This is a genomic window from Longimicrobium sp. (assembly GCA_036389135.1).
In the GTDB taxonomy this organism is placed as follows: domain Bacteria; phylum Gemmatimonadota; class Gemmatimonadetes; order Longimicrobiales; family Longimicrobiaceae; genus Longimicrobium.
Genome location: DASVQP010000105.1, coordinates 1 through 23,812, shown reverse-complemented (window position 1 = coordinate 23,812; position 23,812 = coordinate 1). Strand labels below are relative to the sequence as shown.

General features: G+C 66.2%; 17 protein-coding genes. 15 read left to right on the top strand and 2 right to left on the bottom strand.

The annotated features are described in order from the left end of the window. Positions 1-67: 67 nt before the first annotated feature. The 11 genes from VF584_22145 (at position 68) to VF584_22095 (ending at position 12,707) form a co-directional block, all read left to right on the top strand. Complete coding sequence (locus VF584_22145; GenBank protein HEX8212893.1) at positions 68-1,723, top strand: hypothetical protein; 1,656 nt, start codon at positions 68-70, stop codon at positions 1,721-1,723. After that, complete coding sequence (locus VF584_22140; protein ID HEX8212892.1) at positions 1,720-2,436, top strand: hypothetical protein; 717 nt, start codon at positions 1,720-1,722, stop codon at positions 2,434-2,436. Before VF584_22145 ends, VF584_22140 begins: the two co-directional genes overlap by 4 nt. Then, on the top strand, positions 2,433-2,840 hold the full coding sequence (locus tag VF584_22135; GenBank protein ID HEX8212891.1) for a hypothetical protein: 408 nt from the start codon (positions 2,433-2,435) through the stop codon (positions 2,838-2,840). Before VF584_22140 ends, VF584_22135 begins: the two co-directional genes overlap by 4 nt. Positions 2,841-2,893: 53 nt before the next feature. Then, a complete protein-coding gene (locus tag VF584_22130) occupies positions 2,894-4,507 on the top strand; it encodes a secretin N-terminal domain-containing protein (GenBank protein HEX8212890.1) in 1,614 nt (537 codons plus the stop codon). Continuing rightward, a complete protein-coding gene (locus tag VF584_22125) occupies positions 4,504-6,102 on the top strand; it encodes a hypothetical protein (GenBank protein HEX8212889.1) in 1,599 nt (532 codons plus the stop codon). Before VF584_22130 ends, VF584_22125 begins: the two co-directional genes overlap by 4 nt. A gap of 1 nt (position 6,103) precedes the next feature. Beyond that, positions 6,104-6,751 (top strand): hypothetical protein, encoded by a 648-nt coding sequence (locus VF584_22120; GenBank protein HEX8212888.1) that lies wholly within the window; start codon positions 6,104-6,106, stop codon positions 6,749-6,751. After that, positions 6,751-7,344: a GTPase domain-containing protein gene (locus VF584_22115; GenBank protein HEX8212887.1), complete on the top strand. Its 594-nt coding sequence runs from the start codon at positions 6,751-6,753 to the stop codon at positions 7,342-7,344. The genes VF584_22120 and VF584_22115 overlap by 1 nt, the downstream gene beginning before the upstream one ends. Before the next feature lie 238 nt (positions 7,345-7,582). Beyond that, on the top strand, positions 7,583-8,125 hold the full coding sequence (locus tag VF584_22110) for a hypothetical protein (protein ID HEX8212886.1): 543 nt from the start codon (positions 7,583-7,585) through the stop codon (positions 8,123-8,125). Between the two features lie 316 nt (positions 8,126-8,441). Further along, positions 8,442-9,527 carry a DGQHR domain-containing protein gene (locus VF584_22105; GenBank protein ID HEX8212885.1) on the top strand — a complete coding sequence of 362 codons (1,086 nt, stop codon included), beginning with the start codon at positions 8,442-8,444 and terminating at the stop codon, positions 9,525-9,527. Continuing rightward, a complete protein-coding gene (locus tag VF584_22100) occupies positions 9,520-11,139 on the top strand; it encodes a hypothetical protein (protein ID HEX8212884.1) in 1,620 nt (539 codons plus the stop codon). Before VF584_22105 ends, VF584_22100 begins: the two co-directional genes overlap by 8 nt. A gap of 68 nt (positions 11,140-11,207) precedes the next feature. After that, complete coding sequence (locus tag VF584_22095; GenBank protein ID HEX8212883.1) at positions 11,208-12,707, top strand: ATP-binding protein; 1,500 nt, start codon at positions 11,208-11,210, stop codon at positions 12,705-12,707. A gap of 292 nt (positions 12,708-12,999) precedes the next feature. Here VF584_22095 and VF584_22090 read toward each other — a convergent pair whose 3' ends face one another. After that, positions 13,000-14,664, bottom strand: coding sequence for an ATP-binding protein (locus tag VF584_22090; GenBank protein HEX8212882.1), 1,665 nt, complete (start codon positions 14,662-14,664; stop codon positions 13,000-13,002). A 223-nt stretch (positions 14,665-14,887) separates the two neighbouring features. Here VF584_22090 and VF584_22085 point away from each other — a divergent pair, with 223 nt between their 5' ends. The 4 genes from VF584_22085 (at position 14,888) to VF584_22070 (ending at position 19,403) form a co-directional block, all read left to right on the top strand. After that, entirely contained in the window at positions 14,888-15,757 is an 870-nt protein-coding gene (locus VF584_22085) for a TIR domain-containing protein (protein ID HEX8212881.1), read from the top strand. A gap of 2 nt (positions 15,758-15,759) precedes the next feature. Next, on the top strand, positions 15,760-16,449 hold the full coding sequence (locus VF584_22080) for a hypothetical protein (protein ID HEX8212880.1): 690 nt from the start codon (positions 15,760-15,762) through the stop codon (positions 16,447-16,449). A gap of 206 nt (positions 16,450-16,655) precedes the next feature. Then, on the top strand, positions 16,656-18,365 hold the full coding sequence (locus tag VF584_22075) for an ATP-binding protein (GenBank protein ID HEX8212879.1): 1,710 nt from the start codon (positions 16,656-16,658) through the stop codon (positions 18,363-18,365). A gap of 12 nt (positions 18,366-18,377) precedes the next feature. After that, positions 18,378-19,403, top strand: a complete 1,026-nt coding sequence (locus tag VF584_22070) for a hypothetical protein (protein HEX8212878.1) — start codon at positions 18,378-18,380, stop codon at positions 19,401-19,403. 12 nt (positions 19,404-19,415) lie between these two features. On the opposite strand, the gene VF584_22065 is transcribed toward VF584_22070, so the two are convergent. Beyond that, entirely contained in the window at positions 19,416-23,594 is a 4,179-nt protein-coding gene (locus VF584_22065; GenBank protein HEX8212877.1) for a hypothetical protein, read from the bottom strand. Positions 23,595-23,812 lie beyond the last annotated feature (218 nt).

Here is a 23,812-nt window from a genome sequence, read left to right as displayed (position 1 = left end):
CACCTGTGCGGAGACGCGCGGGACGTCCCGGATGGTCGTCCAGCCACCCCGTTCTCTCCCGCGCGAAATGCGGTTTCGACGCTTCCAACAAGACGTGTTCGTGGGGCTCGACCTGAGCCCCGGCAGGATCAAGCTGGTCGGCGTCACGAGCGGCGACTCGGGCCCGCGCGTCGTGTGCGCGGCGGACGAGGTGCTCGGCGGCGGGACGGAGGCGCCGCGCTTCGACGCGGCGTCGGTGGGGTCGCAGATCGCCGCCATTCTCTCACGGCTGCGGGTGCGCCCGTCCAGCATCGCGCTGGCGCTCGGCCCCGGCGAGGCCGTCGCGCGCCGGCTGGTGGTCGTGGATCAGGAAGGCGCGCAGATGCTCGCCAGCCTCGCCGTTCAGCTCGGCCAGGTGCTGGGCAGCGAAGTCACGACCCCCCGCATCGGGTTCGTGCGGCTGTCGTCGGCAGCTCCTCCCGGACGGGTGGCGGTGTTCGCCGGTGCCGCCCGCTCCGAGGCAGTCTCCGCCCAGCAGCGGGCCGTCGCGGCGACCGGCGTCCCGCAGGGTCCCGTCACGACCGCGGCGGGAGCACTCGTGAACGCGTGGCGCGCCTGCCGCCCCGCGGCGAGCGTGGGCCGGCGCGCCGTCCTGCTCCACGTCGGCGAGACGGCTGCCCTGTGGGTGATCCTCGACGGTGATGAGCCCGGGGCGCTCGACGCGCCGCTCGTCGGTCTCGCCTCCGTTCGGGAGCGTGCTGGAGCGCGCGGAGGTGGCGCGCATCAGACGGTGACGCTTCCGCCCGCGCTGCTCACCGAATGGACCGGCCGGCTGCGGCAGGAGATCGCGCGCGGGCTGCAGGCCGGCCGCCGCGAGGCGGGGCGAGCGGACGACGGGGATCCGTACGACATCTGGGTCTCCGGTGGCGGGTCTCGGGTGCCCGGCTTCCTGGAGTTCCTCGTAACCGCGGCGGACGCCCGGGTCTACCCGTTCGATCCATTGTCCGAGCTGGAGTGGACTGGTGAGGCCGGCGAGGTGTTCGGGCCCGCGCTCGTCCCCGCGCTCGGTGCTGCTCTGCAGGCCCAGGCGCAGGCGGAGGGCGGCAATGCGGCCACGGGGTTCGACCTGCGCGCCCCGCAGGAAAGTCGGGTGCACGCTGCGGGGCGGATGCCGCTGTCGTCGGTGGTGCGCACCATCGCCAGCGACGGCGCATTCCGGCTGCTCGCCGCCGCCGTGGTGGTAACCGTGACCGGAGCGGCCTATCTGGACGCCGGGCTCGGGGAGCGGCAACGGGTGGTCGCAGTCCGCGAGGCCCGCGCAGGCGCCGATTCGGGTGGCGTGGCGGCGGCGATGGCGCGCAGCCAGCTGCTGGAGGAGCGCCGCAGGTCGCTTGGCGGGCAGGTCGACGCCGTTCGGGCGCTGGAGAGCGGCCGCCTGGTGTGGCCGCGAGTCCTCCAGGGGATCGCGGCAGCCACGCCCCCGACTGCCTGGGTGTCCGACGTGGTGTCCGTGGAGGAGGATCCCGCGACAGGCGCGGTCGCATACCGGGTGCTCGGGTTCGCCGCCTCCGACGCCGTGGCCGGGACCTTCGCCGAGACGCTGGTGCGGACGGGTACGAGCAGCGAGGCAAGGATCGAACGGACCTCCATGGTGAAGATCGGCCGCATGCCCGTGGTGAGGTTCGAGCTGGCCGGGAGGTCCGGTCCGGGTGCGGCGAGCGCGCAGGAAGGGGGCGAGCAGTGATCAGCATTCCGTTCGCCCGCGACAAGGCGCTCCGCTGGGCAGTCGCCGGCGCCTCGCTCCTCGCGCTCGTCTGGTACGCGCAGCGCTACCGCCCGGCCTCCGCCGCGGTCCTGAGCCGCGAGACCGCCGTAGCCGCGCGAGAGGCGCGTGTTCAGAGCGCGCGCGCCGCGATCGTGGTCCTCGGCCAGGCTGGGCTGGATTCGCTCGTGGAGCAGTTCCGGGCCGATTCGGCGGTGCTCGCGATGCGTATCCCTGCCGCGGGCGCGGCGGGCGCCGCCGCCGCGGAAGTGAAGGAGGCCCTGTCACGCGCGGAGCGGCAGTTCGGGGTCCGAATCGCCGCCAGCGAGCCGCTTGCCCCCGCGACGGAGGGGGCCTTCCACGGCGGTGGCTACACGGTCACGGTGGTTGGCCGGTACGCGGACATCGGGGCGCTGCTCGCGTCGGTCGCGTCCATGCCCCGGGTGACCCGGATCCGCGGCCTTCGGCTCCACGCCATCCCCGATTCCCTCATCCGCTCCGCCACGCCCTACGGCGCTGCCGGCCCGGCCCAGACCGACAGCGCCGGCGCGGCAACCGCGCTGGCGGACGCGGGAGAGACGCCGTTCAGAGCCGTGGCCACCTTCAGCCTGGTCTGGTACACGCTTCCGTCCGGGCCCACGTCCGGCGATACCGTCGTCGCGCCCTCCTCCTTCGTTCCCGGAGTGACACCATGAAGAAGCTCATCCGCGCCGGTGTCGCCGGGGCGGTTCTCCTCTGTTCGGCGGCGGCGGGGGCCAGCGTAGCAAACGCGGGAAGTCCGCAGGCTGCCGAGTGGGACTACCCGCGCGCCGTCCGCGATCCGCTGGTGCCCCCGCAGGCGCTCTACGCCGGGCAAAACCTTCCGCAGATGGAAGTGACGCTGATCGGAGTCGACTCGCACAACCCGGGGCGTCCCCTCGCGGTCGTGCGCCTGGCCTCCACGCCACCCGTCCGGCGCGTGGTGCGGCCGGGCGACCGCGTCGGCGACTACCGAATCCTGCGGATCGACGCAGGCCGCGTGCGGGTCTCGGTCCCGGGACTCGGCGCATCCACGGTCATCGACCTTTCCGTCCGCGATTCAACCCCTCTCCAGCCGTGACTCCCGTGCCCCAGTTATCCCGCCGCGCGCTGGTACTTCCCCGGGTGGCCTCGATGGCGCTGCCTCTGCTGCTGGCCGCGTGCGCCGCGGGGCTTGGTGGCGCCTCCCCCCGATTCCGCACGCTCGCCGAGATGCGCGCGCAGGTCGAGGCGGACTCTGTGCGCCGCGCGGACGCCGCCGCCGCGCGCGGCCCGCGTGCCCAGCCGATCATCCCGCAGCCCGCGCGCGATACGGGCGCGAGGGTGGCCGCGCAGCCGGCGCCCACGAGCTCGCCGGCGCCCGCCGGGACGACTCGCCGGGCGCAGGAGCCGGTACGCCAGGGCAAGTGGATTCACGTCGGACCGAATCCGCCGCGGATCGATCTGCCCCTCTTCGACGCGCCCGTCGCGGACGTGGCGAGCTACATCGCGGAGCGGGTCGGCGTCGACATCGTCGTCAGCTCCGACCCGGAAGTCCGCGGGATGCGGCTAACGGGCGAGATCCGCGACCGGTACTGGCACGAGGCCTTCGAGTCCATCCTGGAAGCCCACGGCCTGCGCGCGGTGCAGGCGCCTTCCGGGATCATCACCGTCGTGAGCGCGCGGGAGGCCAACCGCGGGCGACGCCCCGAGCTGATCAACCTCCAGTTCAGGGACGCGCGGGACGTGGTGAGCGCGTTGCAGCCGATGTTCGAGGGCGCGGCCGCCGACTCGACGGCGCCGGGGAGCGTCGAAGTGCTGGGCGACCCGTCGATCAGCCGTACGCTCGTCGTCTACGGCTCGGCGGACCAGGTCACCGCGATCCGTCAGGTGGTCGCCGAATACGACCAGCGTCCGGCGAATGTCTCCGTCGAAGCCTGGATGCTCCTGGTGAACCGCTCGGCGATGGATCGCCGCGGGGTGACCTACTCCTTCGTCCCACTGCTGAACGACTCCACCGGCGGGCAGACCACCGGGGTGAACATCGGAGGGTCCGGGGCCGGCGCGATTCCCGGGTTGTCGGGGCAGGCGTTCTCCCTGCGGGGCGGTCTTGGAGCGATGCCTGTCGGCCTCAACGTGTTCATCGACGCGCTGACATCGGCGGGGTTCGCCGAGACCGAAACGCGGCCTCTCGTCATGACGACGTCCGAGCGGGAGGGCCGGATCAGCGTCGGCGACTCGTACATCCTGCCGAATCCCCAGCCCATCCTGGCGGGCGGCGGCGTCATCGTGCCCGGCGGCCAGCCGGGGCTCGGTTCGGACACGACGGCGACGTCCGGCGGGTACCCGTCCGGCTCGCAGCCAGGCACCGCGAACGGGCTCGGCGCGGTGCCGTCCGGTGGATTCGCCCAGTTCCTCACCGGCACCACTCTTCGCGTCACGCCGATCGTACTGGATGGCGGACGGCAGGTGCGGATGAAGGTGGACCTGCTCCGCGACGGCGGGACGCTGAGCCCGGACGGGCGGAGCATCACCGGCGGTCGGCACAGCACCAACACGGAGGTGATCGTGGACGACGGGGTCCCGATCGTCATCGGCAGCTTCACCGTCCAGGGGCAGTCCCGGGCGTCAAGCCAGGTGCCGTTGCTCGGCAGCCTGCCGCTCCTCGGCAGGCTGTTCAGGAAGGACGAAGTCGCGAGCAACTACATGGACCTCGTGATCGTGCTCGTTCCCCACGTGCATGCTCCCAGCCGGAGGGTAGACCCGTGATCCGACTGCCGATTCGCGCTTCTGGCGCGCTGGCCGCCGTGCTTGTTCTCGCGACGGGGTGTGTGGACCGTCCCCGCCTCTTTGAGCCGGTTGATCCGCCCGCGATCAACATGGCGCTCCCCCAGGGGGAGATTCAGGTCCACGAAAGGGACTCCGTGCGCGTCGCGGTCACGGGCCAGGGCACGTCGCTGCGGGCGCAGCTCCTCCTGCTGGATTCCGCGGGGAGCGTGCTCTGGCGCTCGGCGCTGGTGCCTGTGACCGGCGGCACGGCCGACGTCCCCGTCGAGGAGGTGCCGGCGGCGGTGGAGCGGGGGCGGACGGTCTTCATGACCGGCATCGTGGCAGACGGTGACGGAGCCCGCTACTACGCATCCGACGACACGGTGGCTGCGCCACGCCTGTCGGACGCGGCGCGGCGGGCGGCGCGGATCTGGGCCGGCCAACGCGTGAGGACCGCCGACGGCAGCATGCCGTCCGATCTGACGCTCGACGCGGACCGCGGGCGTGCATACTTCCCGATCCCCGGCTCCAGCGCCGTCGGGATCCTCGATCTCACGGGCGCGGGCCGCATCCTGGGGAGCCTCGACACTGGATTTCGGCCTGGGCGCGTCGCGTATCGCGCGGGCGTGCTCGCCGTTCTCGGCGAGAGCGGTGGCGAGCTCGCTCTCCTGCGTACCGGACAGGAGCCGCGCGGCGAGTCGACGCTGCTCCCCGCACTGGAACTGGAGCTCGACACCACCTTCTTGGGAGCGGTCCGTCCGACCGCGCGCGGGCTAGCCGTGGGCTGCCGCGACGGGGCCTGCACGGATCCGCTCGCATTGATTCCGAGCGCGCTCCAGGTAATCGAGGGCAGCGTGGTGGAGCCCGCCGCGGCGAGCGTTCTTCGGCTAGTGACGGCTGGCGATGGCGCCCAGCCGGGGATCCCGGCGCTGGTGCTTCCCAGGTTCGCGAGCGTGATCCGGGGCGACACGACCGCCGCCGCTCGCGTCTACGCCCCGCGGACGCCCGACGGGAACCGCGCGGAGGTGCTGAGACGGGACGACGTGTCCGTCTGCCTTGCCACGTCGCTTGGGGGCGCTGTGCTCGCCGCTGGCGCGCCAGGCGTGGTGTACGTCGTGAGCCCATCCGCAGGTGCCCCCGTCTGTGGGCCGGGGACCGGCATCATCCGCCTCGACGGGGTGGGAACCAGCGGTGTTTCGGTCTCCGCACTGGCGGTCCGCAACACGATGGCGGATAACAGGATCGCGGCGGTGGCGGAGCTGCACGTCGACGACGCCGGCGGCGCTGTGATCGCGCGCGCCGCGGACGCGGTGCTCGTGCTCGACTCCTACCTCCGCGTGCGAGGAGGCGTGCCGGGTCCCAACGCGCGCGCGGTGGCGTGGCTGCGCGGCGCGCCGGGGACCGCCGCGCGCTTCGCGGTGGCCGACGCCGAAGGTGTCACGATCTACGACGCGCAGCGGCTCACCGTAGTCCACCGGCTCCCGCTGGGCGCCACGCAGGGCCCTCTGGTCTTCCTGGCCCGGGAGAACGGCGAGCGTGTGATTGCCGCTCCGACCGCGGGCGGATTCGTCGTGGCCAGCGTACCCAACGAGTAAGATGCCAAGCGATACCCTTCTCGAACTGATCGAGCTGGCGGGCGCGCTCCGGCCCGCGCACGAGGACCTGCTGGAGCGCGCGCGCGCGTTCGGACGCGGCCTCGGGATCGAGGTGCTGGATCTGCGCCCCGCGGCTCTGGGCGGGGCGTGGGAAATCTGCGTACGCGCGCTTCCCGCGCCCGAATCCGCCCCCGGCGACCCGGCGCCCTCCTCCCCCGGCGGCCTGGGGCCGGCACTGGCCGGTCGTTCGGTCCGGCCGCCGCCCTTTCTCAGCCCGGTCCGCGCGAGTGCGCCCTTCGACGGGGATGGAACCGACGACATCATGCGGTTCATCGCGGAGGCGGACCCCGGCACGCGGGTTCCGCCACGAGGGGGTCCCGCTCCGGGTGCGGTGGTCCCCGTGCTGTCCGCCGGAGAGCGGGTGGGGTTGCTCGCGGCCACGATCGCCGGTGACGCGCTCCTCTCTCTCCAGCACCGGGGACTCGCCGGCGATCCGGCCGAGGTGGACGGCGCGCTGGTTCACGCACGCGAGCAGTATCTGACCGAAGTCGGCCGGTGCGGGGTGGACGTCCCGCCGGCCGACCTGGCCGCCGATTTCGACCGCGCCGCGGCCGACCTCTGCCACACCCTCCTGAACGCCTCCGGCTGATGGCCACCACGAACTTTGCGCTCCGGCGCTACATCGCCGAGATCGTCTACTACGGTCCGGGCCTCTGCGGGAAAACCACGACGCTGGAGCAGATCGAGGCGCAGCTGCCCGGCGCCAGGCTGGTGCGGGAAGACACGGAAGGCGAACGCACGGTGTTTTTCGACCTCCTTCCGATCACCGTGCCGCTGCCCGGAGGATGGTCGCTCCAGTACAACGTCAAGACCGTACCCGGCCAGGTGCAGTACGTCCGGGCGAGGCAGCAGAACCTGCGGGACCCCGATGCCGTGGTGTTCGTCGCGGACAGCCACTATCAGCGCGCGGAGGCGAACCTGGTGGCGATGGACGATCTGCGGCGCACGCTGGAGGCGAACGGCCGGAGCATCCTGGAAGTGCCGGTGATCCTGCAGTACAACAAGCAGGATCTCCCCGACATTCTCAGCTGGGACGAGCTCCAGCAGCGATTGAACCCGCTGGACTGGCCGGCGTTCGCGTCAATCGCACGCGAGCGGCGCGGGATCCTGCAGCCGCTGGGCGCCGCGATGGCCGCCGCCAAGTCCCGCGCGCTGGGGCTGATCCAGGCGGCTCCCACGTAACCGTCCCGCGCCGCCGGGCGGATGCGCCCGTCCAGGCGACGGGGGAACCTGCGCCTGAAGGCCGGAGCGATTCCTCCGGCCTTCGGCGTTTCAAGAACCGTCTTTCGAGGGTCACGGTATCTGGATGGAGAGGATCGACGCTCGGCTGCCGATGCCGCTTGATCCCCGTCCATCGCACCAACGCGTGCCGTCGGCACGCCTCGGTCGCATCACCGCAACGTCTCACGCGAAGACCAACATGCAGCTCCTCACGCGCCCGCGGGCGGCCGCGCCCGTCCGAATCCCCCCGCCGCCGTCCACGCGGCTCCGCCGCCCGCCACGGCCGGTCCCGCGCTTCGCCAGCGTCCCCGCCTACCGCCGCGGTTTCGCGCCGGGGTACACGCTGATCGAGATGATCGGGGTGGTGATCATCGCGGCGATCCTGCTGAAGATGGTGGTGCCGAACCTCCTCGGCGGCAGCGAGGCGGTACGGAAGAACGCGCTCATCAACGACCTGAAGGGCTACCACAGCCAGGCGGCGCTGCACTACCAGGACCACGCGCAGTTCCCCACGGGGATCCAGGCCACCGGCACCCCGACGGCCGGGACCATGACGTACGCGACCTCGCCGGGGGTGGGGCTCAGGGTCACCGGCGTGACGCAGGCGGGCTACACGGTGCGCGCGCGCAGCACCGAGCTGCGGAAGTGGGAGTGCACGATGACCATCTCGAAGACGAGCGGCTACAACCCGGTGTGCACGGAGCTCGCGGCGGAATGGGCGGGCACCGATCCGGCGGCCTGAGCCGCGGGTCATGCGTCGTTCGCGGCGCCCTCGAACCGAGAGAAGCCCCCCGGCGATCTGCCGGGGGGCTTCCGTATTCTGGACTCAAGCCTTTTGGATGTCCGGTGTAAAAGGGGCCGACGAAATGGAGATGCGTACCGCCACCCTGTTGGAGGTAAGCTCCGACCGCGCTGCGCGCCCCGCACGCGAGGTTTCATTTCGGGCTCAACAGTAGCACGTAGCGGGGAGTGTCGGCTTCATCGGCCTTGTCCGTGCAGGACAATGCTTCCATATTTGCAGCGTATCACTGCAACTTGTCACCTCATCCTCCCGCTGAATGCCTCCGATCGTCCTGCCCGTACTGCGCGGCTATTCGGCTGATCGTCCAGTATTGCTCGGGTTTGGTCCCGCCAACCTGCTCCACAAATTGAGCTTTGCTGATGTCCTGGATGAAGCCGCTGGGACCGGGTACCAGCGCCGGATCTACATGCCCCACAGCCTTGATTTCAGGCGTTACATCCAGAAGGAAGGCAGTACCACGATTCCTCTCACGTTCAACCTGCGCTCAAATACCAAGGGAGCATGGCGGATCAAGGCTGGAGGAGGTGGTACTGCGCAGTTGATCGTGCGTGAAGGTGCGGCCGGGATACTCGCTCAAGTTGACTGCCAGCACCGCCTCGGACGGATTCAGGACCTCGATATCCAGCTGCCCTTCATGTGTTTTGTCGAGCTCTCGGTCCGCGAAGAGTTAGAGGTATTCAACATCATCAACGGCAAGGCAAAGGGCTTGAGCGGAAGCCTGCTTGATTATCATGAGGTCCGTCTGGCAGCGGATCTGAGTGTGGATCGGCCCGAACTGTTCATCGCGTTCTACTTACGCGACACCGAGGAATCTCCATGGTACCAGCAGCTGGATCTTGGTGGTGACAAGACTGTCGGCAAGTACCGGCGCGCGTCCCTTCGGATGGTACAGGAAGCGGTGAAACGGTTCCTGAACGCATCAGAGGCGCTGTCCAGCGGAGTAGCGCCCATCGAGATCGCGCGGGTTGTCCGCGACTACTGGACCGCGGTTGCTACTGTGCTCCGGCATGAATGGGTTCATCCGCGGCGCAATCTTCTTAACAAGGGTGTGGGGATCTACGCACTGATGGATCTGTTGGCCGACCTGTGGATCGAGCGCCGAGGGGACGCGGCTCAGCTCACGTATTCATACTTGGAAGCGACACTTAGCGATTTCGCCGGCGATTTCGACTGGTCTAACACAGGTCCTCTGAAGGGCCTTGGTGGTAGAGGCGGCGCAAAAACGGCATTGAATCTGATCCGCGCTGCACGGGCAAACTCGCGTGGCAGTGCCTCATCTCCAAGCTCTAGCGGCGTACGCAAGCGCAGAGCGCCCTTGGCCGAGAATCACGCCCATGGCTAACCGCAAAATCCTCTTGATCGAGCCGGGTTACAAGAACAAGTACCCGCCTCTCGGACTGATGAAGATCGCCCAGTATCATGGGCCTTACGGAAAAAAGGACCGCGTCCGGTTCATCAAGGGCGAGGACCGGTCAGTGCTTAGTGAAACGTGGGATCGCATCTACATCACGACACTGTTCTCCTTCGAGTGGAAGCGGATTGCTGCTGCAATCGACTTCGCACTCGAAGTAGCGAATGGAGCATCCGAGCGGATCTTCGTCGGCGGCATTGCTGTCTCGCTGATGCACCAGCGCTTCCTCGACCAGCCGCATTGGCGGGGAATTCGGTTCATTCAAGGATTGCTCGACCAAGCTCCCGCGATCTCGTTGCAGCTGGACGACTTTGCCGGAGAATTCTACAGTGACGACATCGATGGACGTTCAATGGACGATCATGTCCCGGACTACAGCATCCTCGACCAGATCGAATACAAGTATCCCGTGCGGGACGCGTACTTTGCGTATGCCTCGCGCGGCTGCATCCGCAAATGCTCTTTCTGCGGCGTTCCGAAGCTTGAGGGGGACCTGCGGGAAACGGAGTCCATCTCCTACATCGTGCGTAGCGTAGAGGAACGGTATGGGGCGAAGAAGGATCTCGTGCTGATGGACAACAACGTCGTCGCCGCTGCTAAGTTCCGGGAAATCATCGCTGAGATCCGCGACCTCGGTTTCGAGGCGGGGGCCAAGCTCCATCGAGGGCGTGTGCCTGTCCAGCGCCGTGTGGATTTCAACCAGGGTGTCGACGCTCGCATTCTATGCAAAGACCCCATGTACCTCCGGGAACTCGCTACAATCTGTCTCAGTCCGCTCCGGATCGCGTTCGATCACCTCGGCTTGAAAAAGCCCTACACGCAAGCTGTCCGTTATGCGCATGACGTCGGTCTGACGAATCTCTCGAATTACATGCTGTACAATTTTCATGACTCGCCGTCGGATCTTTTTGAGCGCATGCGGCTGAACGTGGCACTCAACGAGGATCTCGGAATTCGGATTTTCTCGTTCCCTATGCGCTTTCAGCCGACGGATAGGCCGGACCGTGGACATGTGGGTGAGAAATGGAATCGGCACTTCCTCCGCTCGATGCAGGTGGTGCTGCAGGCCACGGGCGGCATCGTGAGCGGGTCGCCGCAGTTCTTCAAGCGCGCGTTCGGAGATACCTACGAGGAGTTCGAGAGCATCTTGATCCGGCCGCAGCGCATGATCTTCAATCGCGAGTGGTACGAAACCATGGACGGGAAGCCCGAGTTCGAGCAGTACCAGTCAGACATGGGCCGGCTCTCGGCCAGCGAGCGGGCAGAGTTGCTCGGCCTGCTGGCGGTGGGCGAGCCGGCGGAGTTCCCGGAGTATGCGCGTGCGTTCGCCGGAACTCCCCTCGCCCGGGTGCTTGAGCACTACTTCCCCCTCACGCGCTCCGAAGAGCAGGAGATCTGGACCCGCGCTCGGCAGGCGCGGCTGGAGTCACTCCAGGAGGTCGCTACCATTCCTGATGACGAACTCGTCGAAGACGCCGGGCTGTATGATGAAGATATTCCGCTCCCGGCGAATGCTGCTGTAGCGGAAGAGGTGTTTGCGTGAGCCCCGGGACTCTTTCGTCGCGGCCGCCGAAATCACAGGAATCACTGACGATTCCGACCGAGCCCGTGGTGATCGGAAAGGACATCATCGAGCTCTTCAGCACGGCGATGTACATCGATCCGCTCACGCTCTATCGCGAGTACGTGCAGAATGCCGTGGACGCCGTCGACGCGGCCTGCAGCGCGGGGCTCCTCGAGAACCGATCCGAAGGGCGGATCGAGATTCACGTTGACCCCGTCCGGCGAGAAGCCCGTTTCCGCGACAACGGCATCGGGGTGTCGGCCGAATCTGCCGTTCGGGTGCTAACCGCCTTCGGCGCAAGCGAGAAGCGGGGCCAGAGCGCACGCGGCTTTCGCGGCATCGGCCGTCTGGCAGCCCTGGGATTCTGCCAGGTCCTGACCTTCCGTACCAAGGCGGCCGGTGACACCAGGTCGACCGAACTCCGGTGGGACTGCCGGCGCCTGCGCGACCTTCTTCGCGACCCGGAATTCTCGGGAACGCTGGATGAGATCATCCACCGCGTCGTGACGGTTGCTGCCGGACCGGAGCAAGGCGCCGCTGTACACTACTTCGAGGTGCACATGGAGCGCGTCATGCGGCTCCGCGGCGACATGCTCCTCAACGAGGATACCCTCGCCCGCTACCTCTCTCAGGTTGCGCCGGTTCCGTTCAGCCCCGATTTCCAGTTCGGCGCAGAGATCGAGGAGTTCCTGGCGGAGCACCTGCCAACGGGCCATTTCGACATCCGGATCGGTGGGATGGAGCGGGGCCTTACACGGCCGTTCCGGAACCACGTGCAGATCACGGCGACGAAGCTGGACAGCTACCTGGAGTTGCAGCGAGTTACGATAGACGATCCAGATCTCGGGACGGTAGCCGCAGGCTGGGTTCTGCATCACAACTACCTCGGAGCAATCGCCGCCGAGCGCGAAGTCCGCGGGCTTCGTGCTCGCATCGGCGATATCCAGATTGGCGGTGCGGATGTGTTTGCCGAGATCTTTCCCGAGACACGCTTTGTGAACTGGGTCGTGGGGGAGATTCACATACTGGATCCCAGGGTCGTGCCGAACGCCAGACGTGACGCCTTCGAACAGAGCCCTGCGGCAACCGCACTCACGCTCAACCTCGTTCCCCTTGCACGTGGCCTCACGCAACGGACGCGCGATAGCTCGATGCGGCGCGTTCGCGAGAAGGCTTTCGATGCTTCCGAGGCACGGGTTGGGGATATCCTCGCCCTTCTGGAACCGGGGTTGGTGACCGGTACCGCTGCAGGTGCGCTTATGCGCGACCTGGATCAGGCTCTGGAGGTGATGGCGAAAGTCGCGGAGTCCGATCTGTTCGCCGCGGAGGATCAGGCCAAGCTGCGGTCGCGCCTCGCCGAACTGCGGGAGCGGCGCCATCGCCTTCCTGCTCATCCCCCCGGGGCACATCAACTCGCGCGGTTTCCAGGATCCGAGCGTGAGGCGTACGAGCGTGTTTTTGCTCTCGTTTTCGAATGCATGAGAGATAGTGCGGCGGCACGCACTCTCGTCGAGCGTCTCGCCGAGCGCCTCAACGAGCAGCAGTGAATTCCGGGCAGGCGTGAAACACCGGAGCCACGAAGTTGAAGCGGCTGCCTGCAGGTGGATCTAGGCAGCCGCATATCAGGGGTGGACTACGGTGCGGGTCGCGCTATCGGCGCAACCGGGCACGACATCACGACGAACGAGTACGTGGACGCGTGGGCTGATTCGGGGGCAACTCCGAACGGGATCGGCGGTGCGGACCCTTTTCGGTTAGCCGACGCATGAACTGCAACCGCGTGGTCGCCGCACGATGGCGAATCCACTGGCAATTGGCTCGGTCTGCGAACAACCGTCCCTAATGCAGCAAGTCGCGCAGCTTGTTGCGGATCTGCTGAGCGCCTTTCGCGTCGGTAGACTCATCGACCGCTCGATCAACGAGCTGGAACTTCTCCCATGCGCCACTAGGCCATTTTTTCGGGTGCTTTTGATCCCACAGCTGCTTAGAAATTGACGGAGCAGCTGCAGGCTGCGAGGAGCTCTGACCCTGATCGCCTCCGGAATCCTTAGCAGTGTCAGCAGCATCAGCAGAGTCAGCGGTGACGCCCGTGTTCTCAGTGCCGGAAGCTTGCGGCGTATTTGGCTGAGAACCGTCATTGCTGTTCGCCTCACCAGGATTCGGTGTTTGCGCGGAATCGCTGGGCGTCTGGGACCCATTGGAGTTTGCGACCGCGCGTTCGTCTACTTTCTTTTTCGTTTTGGGATCAACGATCAAGTCGTACGTGAGGGGGGGCTTGGCCCCATAGGTCTTGCAAAGCTTTTTGAGTGTTACTTCCGCGGCGGTGTGAACAGCGGGCCCCTTGGCATCCTCCTTGTCTTCTAAATCGTTCAGCGCAGTCTGGCGCTTCTGGATCCAATCTTCAACCTTGTCCAGCGCCTGCGTCAGTTCCGCTTCGAACTCGCGGCGTGCTGGCGAATCTTCGAACTGGGATCTCTCCGCGCTCGGCCGCAGGCGCGGGTCCACCGCGTGAATCTCGCCGATGAGGTGCCGATACAGGATGCCAGCGCCCGCTTTACCCCAAAACCGCCGCGGCAGGGACGGATCTCCGATCCCAAATCCGTTCAATCGCGTCTGAAAACCGGCAGGCACCCCTTTGGGGAGCACGGTGGGTTTCCGGTGCACACAATACCAGAGCACCGCCAGTCGCTTTCCATTCCGGCGAAGCTCCCGAAATGTCGGCGGCAGCAGATCCTCGTACCCGTCAGCGAAGAAGTTGACCGCAGCTTTTGCGTCACGCGGATTTGCGGTGGCGGGCGTCAGCGCGACTTGGATTCGTCTTAGCTCTATCCCTTTCGCCACGAGTTGCTTTTGGATCTGTTTCGCGTGGCGGTGTCCCTTGGGAAACGAAAGCGGAATAGCTGCCTGAAGGTACGATGTAAGCCCGCTCTCGTCGGCGAGCGCCTCCCTGAGATGATCCGCCGGGTTCGTTAGGCGAACCAGGGAGAACGCCTTCTTGTCATCCAACGGGGCGCTTCCGACGAAATCCTCGATCACGGTGAATTGCTCGAGGGCATCGACGAGGGAGAGGACACCGAGGCTGGGATCGGCCTCGCGGCGTTCACGTTCCGCACGCATCCCCGCGAAATCGATCCGCAGCACATATACGCTGCTCCCACCCTGCGGCCGCGTGATGAGCTCGAGCGAGTCCGCCACATTGTAGGACGAGTATACCCCGATCCCTCTGAAACCCACGTCGCCCGGCTTCTTCGCGGAGACTGCGACCATCCGCGCCTGGTCGAGCCGTGTTGGGTTCAGGCCGATGCCGTCATCGCGAATCCAGATCTCATCGTCTCGGAGAACGATGTGCACCCGGCGGGATTTTGCATCGAAGGCATTCTGAATGTACTCGCGCACGACATCCAGCACTTGGCCGTACAGAGCGCCGGAGACGATATCCAGGAGACTGGCTCCGACGTACTCGTTCCCGATGGTAAATTTATATTGTTTCGGGGAGGCGGACATCGGCCCGTGGGGGAGATAATAAGGGAGATAAATAGGATGATCTCGCGGCCCGCAACTTAGTTGCCGTTTCCATTGTGCGCCAGTTACGTTCAGAGCGGACGTTCCGTGTTCTCAGCCGGGAGTTTTTGGCCCCTAACTCGACCCACTCGTGACTTCAATGACGCGCCCTTCTATCGCGGTGACCATGTTGAGCCGATTTCAAGGTCCAGGTGGAGTCCCCAAGTTGATCGAAGGTCTCAGGCTGCAGCCGATACTCGCCGGCATCAGTGAAGCCGCAGAGGAACTCGCGCGGACCGCTTCTCTAAGATCGTTCAACGAGGGTGATGTTCTCATCAGCCAAGGTGCCGGGGATAGTCGTATCTACCTCCTCCTCGCTGGTGTCGTCTCCGTACAGGTAAACGGCGTTGAGGTGCGGCGTCGCGAGGCGGGAACGTGCGTGGGTGAGATGGCCGTCATCGATCCTGCCGCACCGCGCGCGGCGACGGTTGTCGCTCTTCAGCCGACGGTGGCCGTGGTGGTGGACGGATCGGAATTTTGGGCTTTTGCAGATCGGTTTCCCCGCGTATGGAAGGCCTCAGCACAGATCGTCTCCGCACGGCTTCGCGAGCGCGGCGGGCTCGTCCCGCCGCGGCGAACGACGCCTGAGCTCTTCGTGGGCTGCTCCGTGGAGGGACTATCCACTGCCCGTGAGATCCAGAAGGGTTTTGCCTATGACCCGCTGACGGTGCGGATGTGGACTGACGGCGTATTTGCTCCCTCCAGGAGTGGTTTGGATAGCTTGGAAGTGCAAGTAACAAACAGCGATTTTGCTCTCCTCGTGTTGACTGCTGACGACACCGTCACGAGCCGAAGAAAACGTGCCTTGGCGCCTCGGGACAACGTCCTATTTGAGCTCGGGATGTTCTGCGGTGTTCTTGGCCGTAATCGTACATGGGTCCTCAAGCAGCGCGGGCTCGATTTGAAGCTGCCCTCGGATCTGCTTGGATTCACTCCGCTCGAGTTTGCTCCGGGGGAACCGGCTACCTTGAATGCTCGGCTGGGCCCCGTCGTTACCGAACTACGGGAACGGATCTCGGACCTGGGGTCGAGGTAAGCATGGGGCTTCACACAGATCTGGCCGCCTGGGTGCGGAAGACACTGAAAGAGCCGTGGACTATCCGGAATGGATCGGTCGTCCCCACGGCCGATTCTGTCGGCCTGGGCAACCAGGCCGTTCGATTGGAGGGTTGCGTTCTGTATGCCGATCTTGCCGGTTCTACGGACTTGGTGGATACGAAGGAACCGCAGTTCGCAGCTCTGGTCTACAAGACCTATCTCCACTGTGCGGCAAAGCTCATTCGGGAATCAGGCGGACAGATCACCGCCTACGATGGTGATCGGATCATGGCAGTGTTCCTGGGCTCGAACCAGTGTCCTAGTGCAGTGACCGCAGCCCTCCGAATCAACTATGCATGTCTCAACACGGTCAATCCAATAATGAAGCAGGAGTTCCCGTCGGCCAATTACGTCGTCAGACACACCGTCGGGATCGATAAGAGCATGCTCTTCGTTGCGACCGAGGGAGTGAGAGGAGCGAAGGACTTGGTGTGGGTCGGCCGGGCGGCAAACTACGCGGCGAAGCTTTCGGATCGGCCGTCCAAGGCAATCTGGATCACGTCGGATGTCTTCGCAGAACTTCCACGGAACCTCCGCGTCACGACCGCGGGACAATCGTGCTGGGCAGAGGAACCGTGGCGGGGCATTCGCATCTACGGGTCCGATGCTACAATGCAGATCCCAGACTAAGCGCTTTGGGGCCGGCATTCGGGAGGTGCAATTCGCGCCGTGGCGCCATTCCTACCGCGACGCGTAGTTGAGATGTTGGCTCGGGCGCGTCACACAGGTCGACTTGGAGAACGCGAACTTAGCGACAAATCTGTGGCTGCGAGAGCGGCTGCATGGCCACGACGGTGAGTAGCCGGCATTCCACATACTAGCAAGGATCTCCACGCATGGCGACTCCCGCCAGAGGGGCGAAGAACGGCGTTGCGGCCGATGCACCCGAGCAACTCACGCTTTCTGAGTTACTCGATGCTGAACCCGACAAGCTTCACCAGGTACCGATCGATCCGGAGGGTATCGGCGGCGAGCTCCTCGCGATCCTGTCCAAGGGTCTATACAACAACCCGCTCGACTGCATCCGCGAGTACGTCCAAAACTCTGTAGATGCCGGCGCGCAGCACGTCACCATCAAGTTGACGGGGAACTCAGCTGCGATTCTGGATAGCGGTCGTGGTATGAACCTCGACGAGTTGCTCCAGGCTCGGCAGTTCGGACTCTCCGCAAAATCCATCGCTGAGCACGTTGGTTTCCGCGGAATCGGGATCTACTCGGGGTTCGACATCTGCAACCGACTTCGCATCACGACCAAGCGCGCGGGCGACGAACATATTCACGTGCTGGTTTTCCAATTCGCGTCAATGCGCGAGGTGCTCGACGCGGACAGGAACAAGTCGGGCAAAGAGAAGACATCGCTGATCCGTCTTCTTTCCAATCACACGTACGTCAAGCGTGAACGATCGTCGTTTCCGAAGGAGAAGCACTTCACGCATGTAGAGTTGCAGGAGATCAATGATGTTCACGTGAAGCAGCTTTCCAACCGCGCTGAGATGCGGCGCTATCTGCTGCAGAACCTGCCCGTCGACTTCCATCCCGATTTCCCATACCGCAAGCAGATCAACGACGCGCTTTACGCGCGGGTGCCGTCCTACAACGCTGTCAGCATCACGCTCCAGTCCGATGGCATTCCGGACGAAACCGTGACCAAGGACAATATCCCGGATCTGCAGCCGCCCGCCTATGACTATATTGTCGATAGCACTGGTCGGCAGGTTGCCTACTACTGGGCCTGCCTCAACGCGAAACGCGGTGCAATTGACAGCAACTACAAGAGAGCGGAGGGACAGCCGAGCTTCGAAGGCTTCGTCTACAAGGTGAAGGGGTTCACGATCGGTGACCGCGATGTGCTCCGCGCAGCATTCAAGCAGGCACAGCTGTATCGGTGGTATACCGGCGAGATCTACGTTCTGGATGATGATGTCGTGCCGAATGCCGGGCGCGACGCATTTGAAACTAGTCCAGCGCGTCGGTCGCTTGATCTCGCGGTGCGGGGGCGGCTCGGACTTCTCGAGAAGGCTGCCCTGGAGTTCCAAGTCAACGAAGCTGCCAGGGAAAAGGTAGTTGAAGCTGAGAAGGACCTCAATGTGATCGCCTCGGAAATTGAAGCGAACGCGATAGAGGATCCACTCGGAACATGGGGCGAACTGAATGAGATCCTGCGCGTTCTGGCAAACCACAAAAAGGCGAAGGCTCGTGATGTGAAGCCGCGTCTGGAGGAGGCAACAAAGAAGGCGAAGCGCCTCCAGGATGTGGTCAGAAAGATGGTCGATGATCCGCGCTCAGAGGCAGAGCGGGCGAAAAAGGCGGCTAAGGCAGGCAAGCGGACAACATCGGACGCGCAACGAAGACAAGCGGAACCGGCACCGCGGCTGCCCTCCGCTTTGAGCGAAATCGGTTTCGAGACGGACGGCGATCTCGGCGCATTCATCACCATCGTACAAAATGTGTTGGAAGATGTGCTTTCGCTCGATAGCCCAGCGTACCGGAGCATCGTCTCAGGAATTGTTGCGCGCGCGGCCGAGTTGACCGGCGCGGACGTTTAGGCGGCGCCGGAAATGGCGTATCAAGACAGCGAGAACAAACGAGTCATTCGACGCGTTTGGGATGGTGCGCTCATTGAGGCGCGCTTCCGTGAGTTGGGACGCCCGCTTAGTTATCTTGGGCTTTGCGGCCCCGAGATCCATGATCTCCTCGACTGGAAGCCGTGGCTAGGCCAGCGCACTGGTGTTGAGTGGACCGGCCGGACGCCCGAGGAGAGAGAGATTGCTCAGGAGACGATTGGTCGCTTGTTAATGAACGTAGCCGTTCACGAGGTCTCGTCCGAGTTCCAACTGCTGCGTGGTGAGATAGAAGACGTGATCCTTGATGGAACTGACCAGGATGGGCATGCGCCAATCCTGGCGGATGCGGCACCTGCTCATCGCCAGCGGCTATCCTACGATCTGGTGAACCTGGATTTCGTCGGCGGATTCGGCTATCGCCGGGGGCGCGTGCCCGCAAAACGTGTCGCGGCGCTCCGCCGATTGTTCGAACGGCAGCGCGGACAGGACTTTCTCTTCCTCCTCACAGTCAACCTTCGTCATACGTTAGGCAGGGACTTTCAGGATTTTCTCAAGGGGCTTACGGGGCGACTCAGAAGCAATGACTGCCGGCAGAACCTCGAATGGTATCTGCGACGCGGGGCTGGGCAGAGCGTACAGAAACTCAAGGCGACGATTCCGTGCTGGGTACGCGCGAACGCCGAGCCCCAGCAGTTTCGGTGCGCCGCTTATCCGCCGATTTACTATGAGGGCCATGAGGGCGCTTGGATGCTCCATTTTGTGTTCGACCTGCGGAGCTCCCAGGGTGATCTCGGTGCCTTTAGCGCACAGAACGACAGCGAGCTGATCGATCTTCCGCTACTAGAGGTGTTGGATGGTCAGCTACGTTTTTCAGCGGAGCAGCACCCCTCTTTCGATGCCGGTCGTGCTGCGGCACTCCTCGGTTTCCTCCAACCCGAAGTACGGGCCGCCATCATCGCCACCGCACCACAAGCTGCGAGGCCAGCCACAACGCGTGGACGGCGAGGGGAACGTGGGTGAAACCGAATCAGGTTACCCGGCGAGCCATGCGTCGGCATGCTCCCGCGTGAAGAAGATCGACAGCTGGAACGGCTCCCGATCGAGTCGCAGCACCACCACCAATCCCTCGATCCGAGCGCGGGCGCCGTCACCGTCTTCGAAGTCGAGCGCGTGCGGAGTCGCCGTGGCGATCGCCGCGACGATTCCGTCCCGCGACAGCAGGTCGCCTAGCTGGCGGTGGTGATACTCGCACAGCACCAGGAGGTTGCTCACCCAGCGCACGCCTTCGCCGTGCACCGGGTCGACGTGGTGCCCCACCATCATGGATCGCCGGTTCATCGGGCGGAACGCGTACGTGCCGGCCGGCGCGAGCCGCGACGGATCCGCGGTTGCGAGACACACCTGGCAGTGCCAGGCATAGTGCTTCTCCTTCAGCTCATCCGTTGCGGCCCGTTCTTCCGGCGACTCCGCCCGCGGCTGCGACAGGCGCCGGCGGCGGGGGGCGAAGCGCACCCCCGTCCCTCCGCGCGTGGGCAGGGCCGCTGGCGCCGGCGCGTTTGGCATGCTGTCGGCGTCGCCGAGGCTGTGCGTCCGGCGAACGTCCGTCCCTCTCCCTCCCTCTGCGGGCCCGTCGCCCTCCAGCGTCAGCTCGTCCGCACCGCCGGTGTTCCCGGGCTCCGCCCGCGCCGGGCTGTCGAATCGTGCCTCATAGCCCGCGGCCACAGCGTCCTGCAGGGCGTAGGCGAGGTACGTTGGGGAGCCCGGAACGAAGACACGCTCCGCCAGGGCGCCAAAGAATGCTCTCGTCCGGCTCCCGGCATCCGCCGAGATCCACAGGATGCTCCGGCCTACGTCGGAGGCGCTGTCGACGGGAAGCCAGTATTCCTCCTTCCCCAAGCGGAAGCAGGCCTCCAGCCCCGTCGCCACCCGGACCTCCCGTAGTCCGCGGACCTGGTGTTGCCACTGGTGACGGATGCAACTCCCGGAGAGGTGCATCTCCTGGATGCGCTTCCTGAACACCGCCCCAAAGTGCTCTCCCCTCACGACACGCAGCCGTTCGGTCAACGCGTCGTCTTCGTGGCCGTCGCTTGCGGCGCGCACGTCGACGGGAGGCGCCGCGACGTTGCGGAGGGAGTCGAACCCCCAGTCGTTCAGCAGGGTATCGAACGCGGAGGACATCGTTGCCGTGGTCTCGACAATGGCGATCCGCCGCCGGCGATCGCGCGCCAGCACCGCGGTCTCCAGGGCGGCGAAGTCCGGGAGGAGGACCTTGTTGCTCGGTGTGTTGGCGCTCCCGTAGGAGAGGAGGCGCACCTTGCGGCGGTGCAGGTATACCGGGAGGCAGGGGAGCGAAGGGTGGGCGGTCCACCATGAAAGGGGGCCGTTCTTGTGCAGCAGGTGCCGGATCACCTGGTCAAGATGCGCCTTCAGCACGTCCTCCGCCTGCGCCGACAGCCACAGGAAGAACGCCCTGGAGGTCTCAGCCGAAGGCGTACGCGCCGCGACGCCCACGGCGACAAGGTCGGTTTGGCGCTCGGTCGCGGCGCCATCGAGAACGAGCGGCACCCGCCAAGCGCCCCAGTAGTCCGGAGAGCCCCGTAGCGCCACCTGCCGAGGGGCGAGCCGCTCCCCGTGGACGACGAGGATGGGCAGCGCCGACACGTCGGTCGGCGGCGGGTCGTTGGCGCGCCGCGCGGCCTCCAGCGCCGCGAGGCGCGGGTGCAGCGCCTCGGTGTTCTCCGGGTCCTCACTGAGCGCCCGCACCAGCGCCGCGGCGGAGGGGCGAACCAGGGCCCCGACCGCCCGATGAAGCTCCGATACACCGCCGCTTGCGAGCCGGTCCCGGGGCAGGAGCGCACATGCGTCGACCGGCGGGCCGCCGAGGTGCAGTTCCCCGACGCGGCGGAGCCAGCGGTCACCGGCCACTGCCGGGGTCTCGTATCCGATCCACGGCATCTCCGTCTTCAGCTGCGCGTCCGCGCGGACGTGGACGAGGTCACGCTCCAGGCGCCTCCACGCCGCAACCTCCTCGCGGGTCAGCGGCCGGTCGCGGGGGAAGGCGCCGGAGGCAGCGTCCCACCACGCCCTCAACTCGGCTCCGGTTGGCTGTCGCCGGAGGCGCAGGAACCCGCGCCCGTCCGAGCGAACGCCGGACATCGTGCGCACGGAGGAGGCAGGCACGTGCACGAACCCGGCGAGGATCCGCCGCAACGCCGGGGTGGTACCGCACAGCTCCGGGAAGGTGACGTACGCGCCGTCTCCCGTGCGCCACACCGGCTGGGCCGAGAGCGCCTCGATCGCGGCGCCCCTGACGCGACGGCGGTGCTTCAGGAGCCAGGCGAAGAACTCCGCGCGAGTTTCCGGGGTGGCCGGTGTGAAGTCGAGGCGCGCGAGGTATTCGGAGAGCTGGAAGCCGGGGATCTTCACGTGCTGGGTGAGGACGGCATGATCCACCAGCGTCGGATGGACCGACGGCTGCAACTCCACGCCGGGGATCTCCGGAATCTCCTCGCGCTCGCGGCAGAGCGCGTTCCAGGGTTGAAGCTCGCCGCGGCGGTCCGGAAGCAGCCCCTCCTTCCTGATCTCGTCCGCATGCGGGGCGGCGAGCGCGCCGCTCCGGAAGCCCTTGGCGATGACGTCGAGGTAGACCGCCGCGCGGGCCGGGTCCGCCATGTCACGCCGCCGCTCGTCCGGAGTGCGCCACGCGTGCGGTCCGGAGGTCCGCCCGCAGAAGCGCGCCACCACGTCGCGCTCGTCAAACAGGATGAACGGAAGTCCCTTCCCCGGCGCTGGAGCGCTGCGCGCGACGAGCAGCTCGCGGACGTACGCCGGCACCGCTCCGTGAAGCTGGGTCATTCGCGTGGGGGCGAGGACCGCCAGCTGCGAGGCCGATGCCGCCGGATCACCGTGCCACACCGGGACGAGGAAGGCCGGTCTCCCGGGCTTGGTAACAGGGACGCAAGCCGGGCTACCCCCGCCTGCTCCGCGTCTGCCCCGCGCGCCTTTGCCGCATTGCGCCGCCGGGAGGGCGCCCGCCTCGGCCGCGGCGAGTACCAGACGTGTCGCGCGCTCTGACGCGGCACGGGAGGGATCGTGTAGCACCGCCAGTGCCCCGACTCCGAACGTCGGTACGAGATACTCGCGCAGCACCCTTACGAGCGCCTTCTCGCACGCCTCAACCAGCGGCTCGTTCTGCGTCCGGAGACCGGCCGCCAAGCCGTGGCGAGTCGTGTTCGACACGAAGGGCGCCGAGAACGAGACGCCTACCTCCGTGCGCGCGTCCAGCCCGTCCGTGGCGTACGCGATGGGGTAGCGGAAGCGACCGGACTCGCTCCGCGGCTTCCCCTTCGCGCTGACCGGCCAGCTGATCTCGCAGACCGGGCCGGCCGGACCCCGGAAGAACCGCGGCGTGCGGCCGAGCTTCGTCACCTTCCGGGGCACGAATAGGACTGCTTCCTCTTCACGCAGCGCCGCGGTGGTGCCGTTGGGTGTTGTCACGGTGCACCGGCGCCGGTACACGCGGTTGCGCCCCTTTCGCCGCATGGGGCCGGACGTGTAGGTGAACGTCCAAGTCCCAAGCTCCCAGTGCTCTAGGACCAGCGCGTAGCGCGTCGTCAGGTCCGGGCGCACGCACCCGAGATAGCGCTGGGGCGCTTCCGCAACCGCGGTGCGAAAGAGGCGCTCCAGCTCTTCCACACTGGGCACGGCCAGGCCCGTGTCCGTGTTCCCATCCCTCGGAAGCGCCCGGGTCCGTAGCGGGACCTCAATGCGGGCTCCGGCGGCGGGCGCCTCGGAGTCGGGGACGGGGTGGTCCCAGGCGCCGGGGTTGAATCGGCGGCGGCGGCCGCGCTCATCCGGATGCGCGAGCGCAAGCAGCGTACGCGCGCCCGCGGACCTCACCCAGATCTCGTCGCCCAGCGCGAAGCAGGACCGCAAGCCGTGGTTCTTGACGCCGATCCCATCCCGCTTCTCCTCCACCGCACCGCCGGCGCCGAGGAGATACGAAAGCCGCCTCCACCCGGCCTCGTCAACGGGCCTGCCGTCCCCTTGCGCGACGAGCGTGTCCCGGTTGAACACGATGCGCGTGGACCTGGCACCTTGGTCAAGGTCGTTCTGCACCAGCTCGGTGACGATGTCGTCCGGGCTGAGGGCGCCGATGAACTCCAGGACTTTCGGCCCGACGTCGATCCGCGCCTGGAACAGCGGAGGCAAGGGAGCAGGGAGCATGCGGTGGGAGCAAGGCGGTGGTCAATAAACGGCCAAATTGATCCTAACCCGACGCCGCGCGATGTACTGCTTCAGCGGTTCCCGAACAAATCGCCTGCTCGTGAGAGTTACACCTTCGCCGGTGATCACGCCGCTGCTTTGATCGGCTCCTTCCGGCGCCGCTCTCGTTCGCGGCGGCCCTGCTCAAGCTTCTCCCTCCGCTC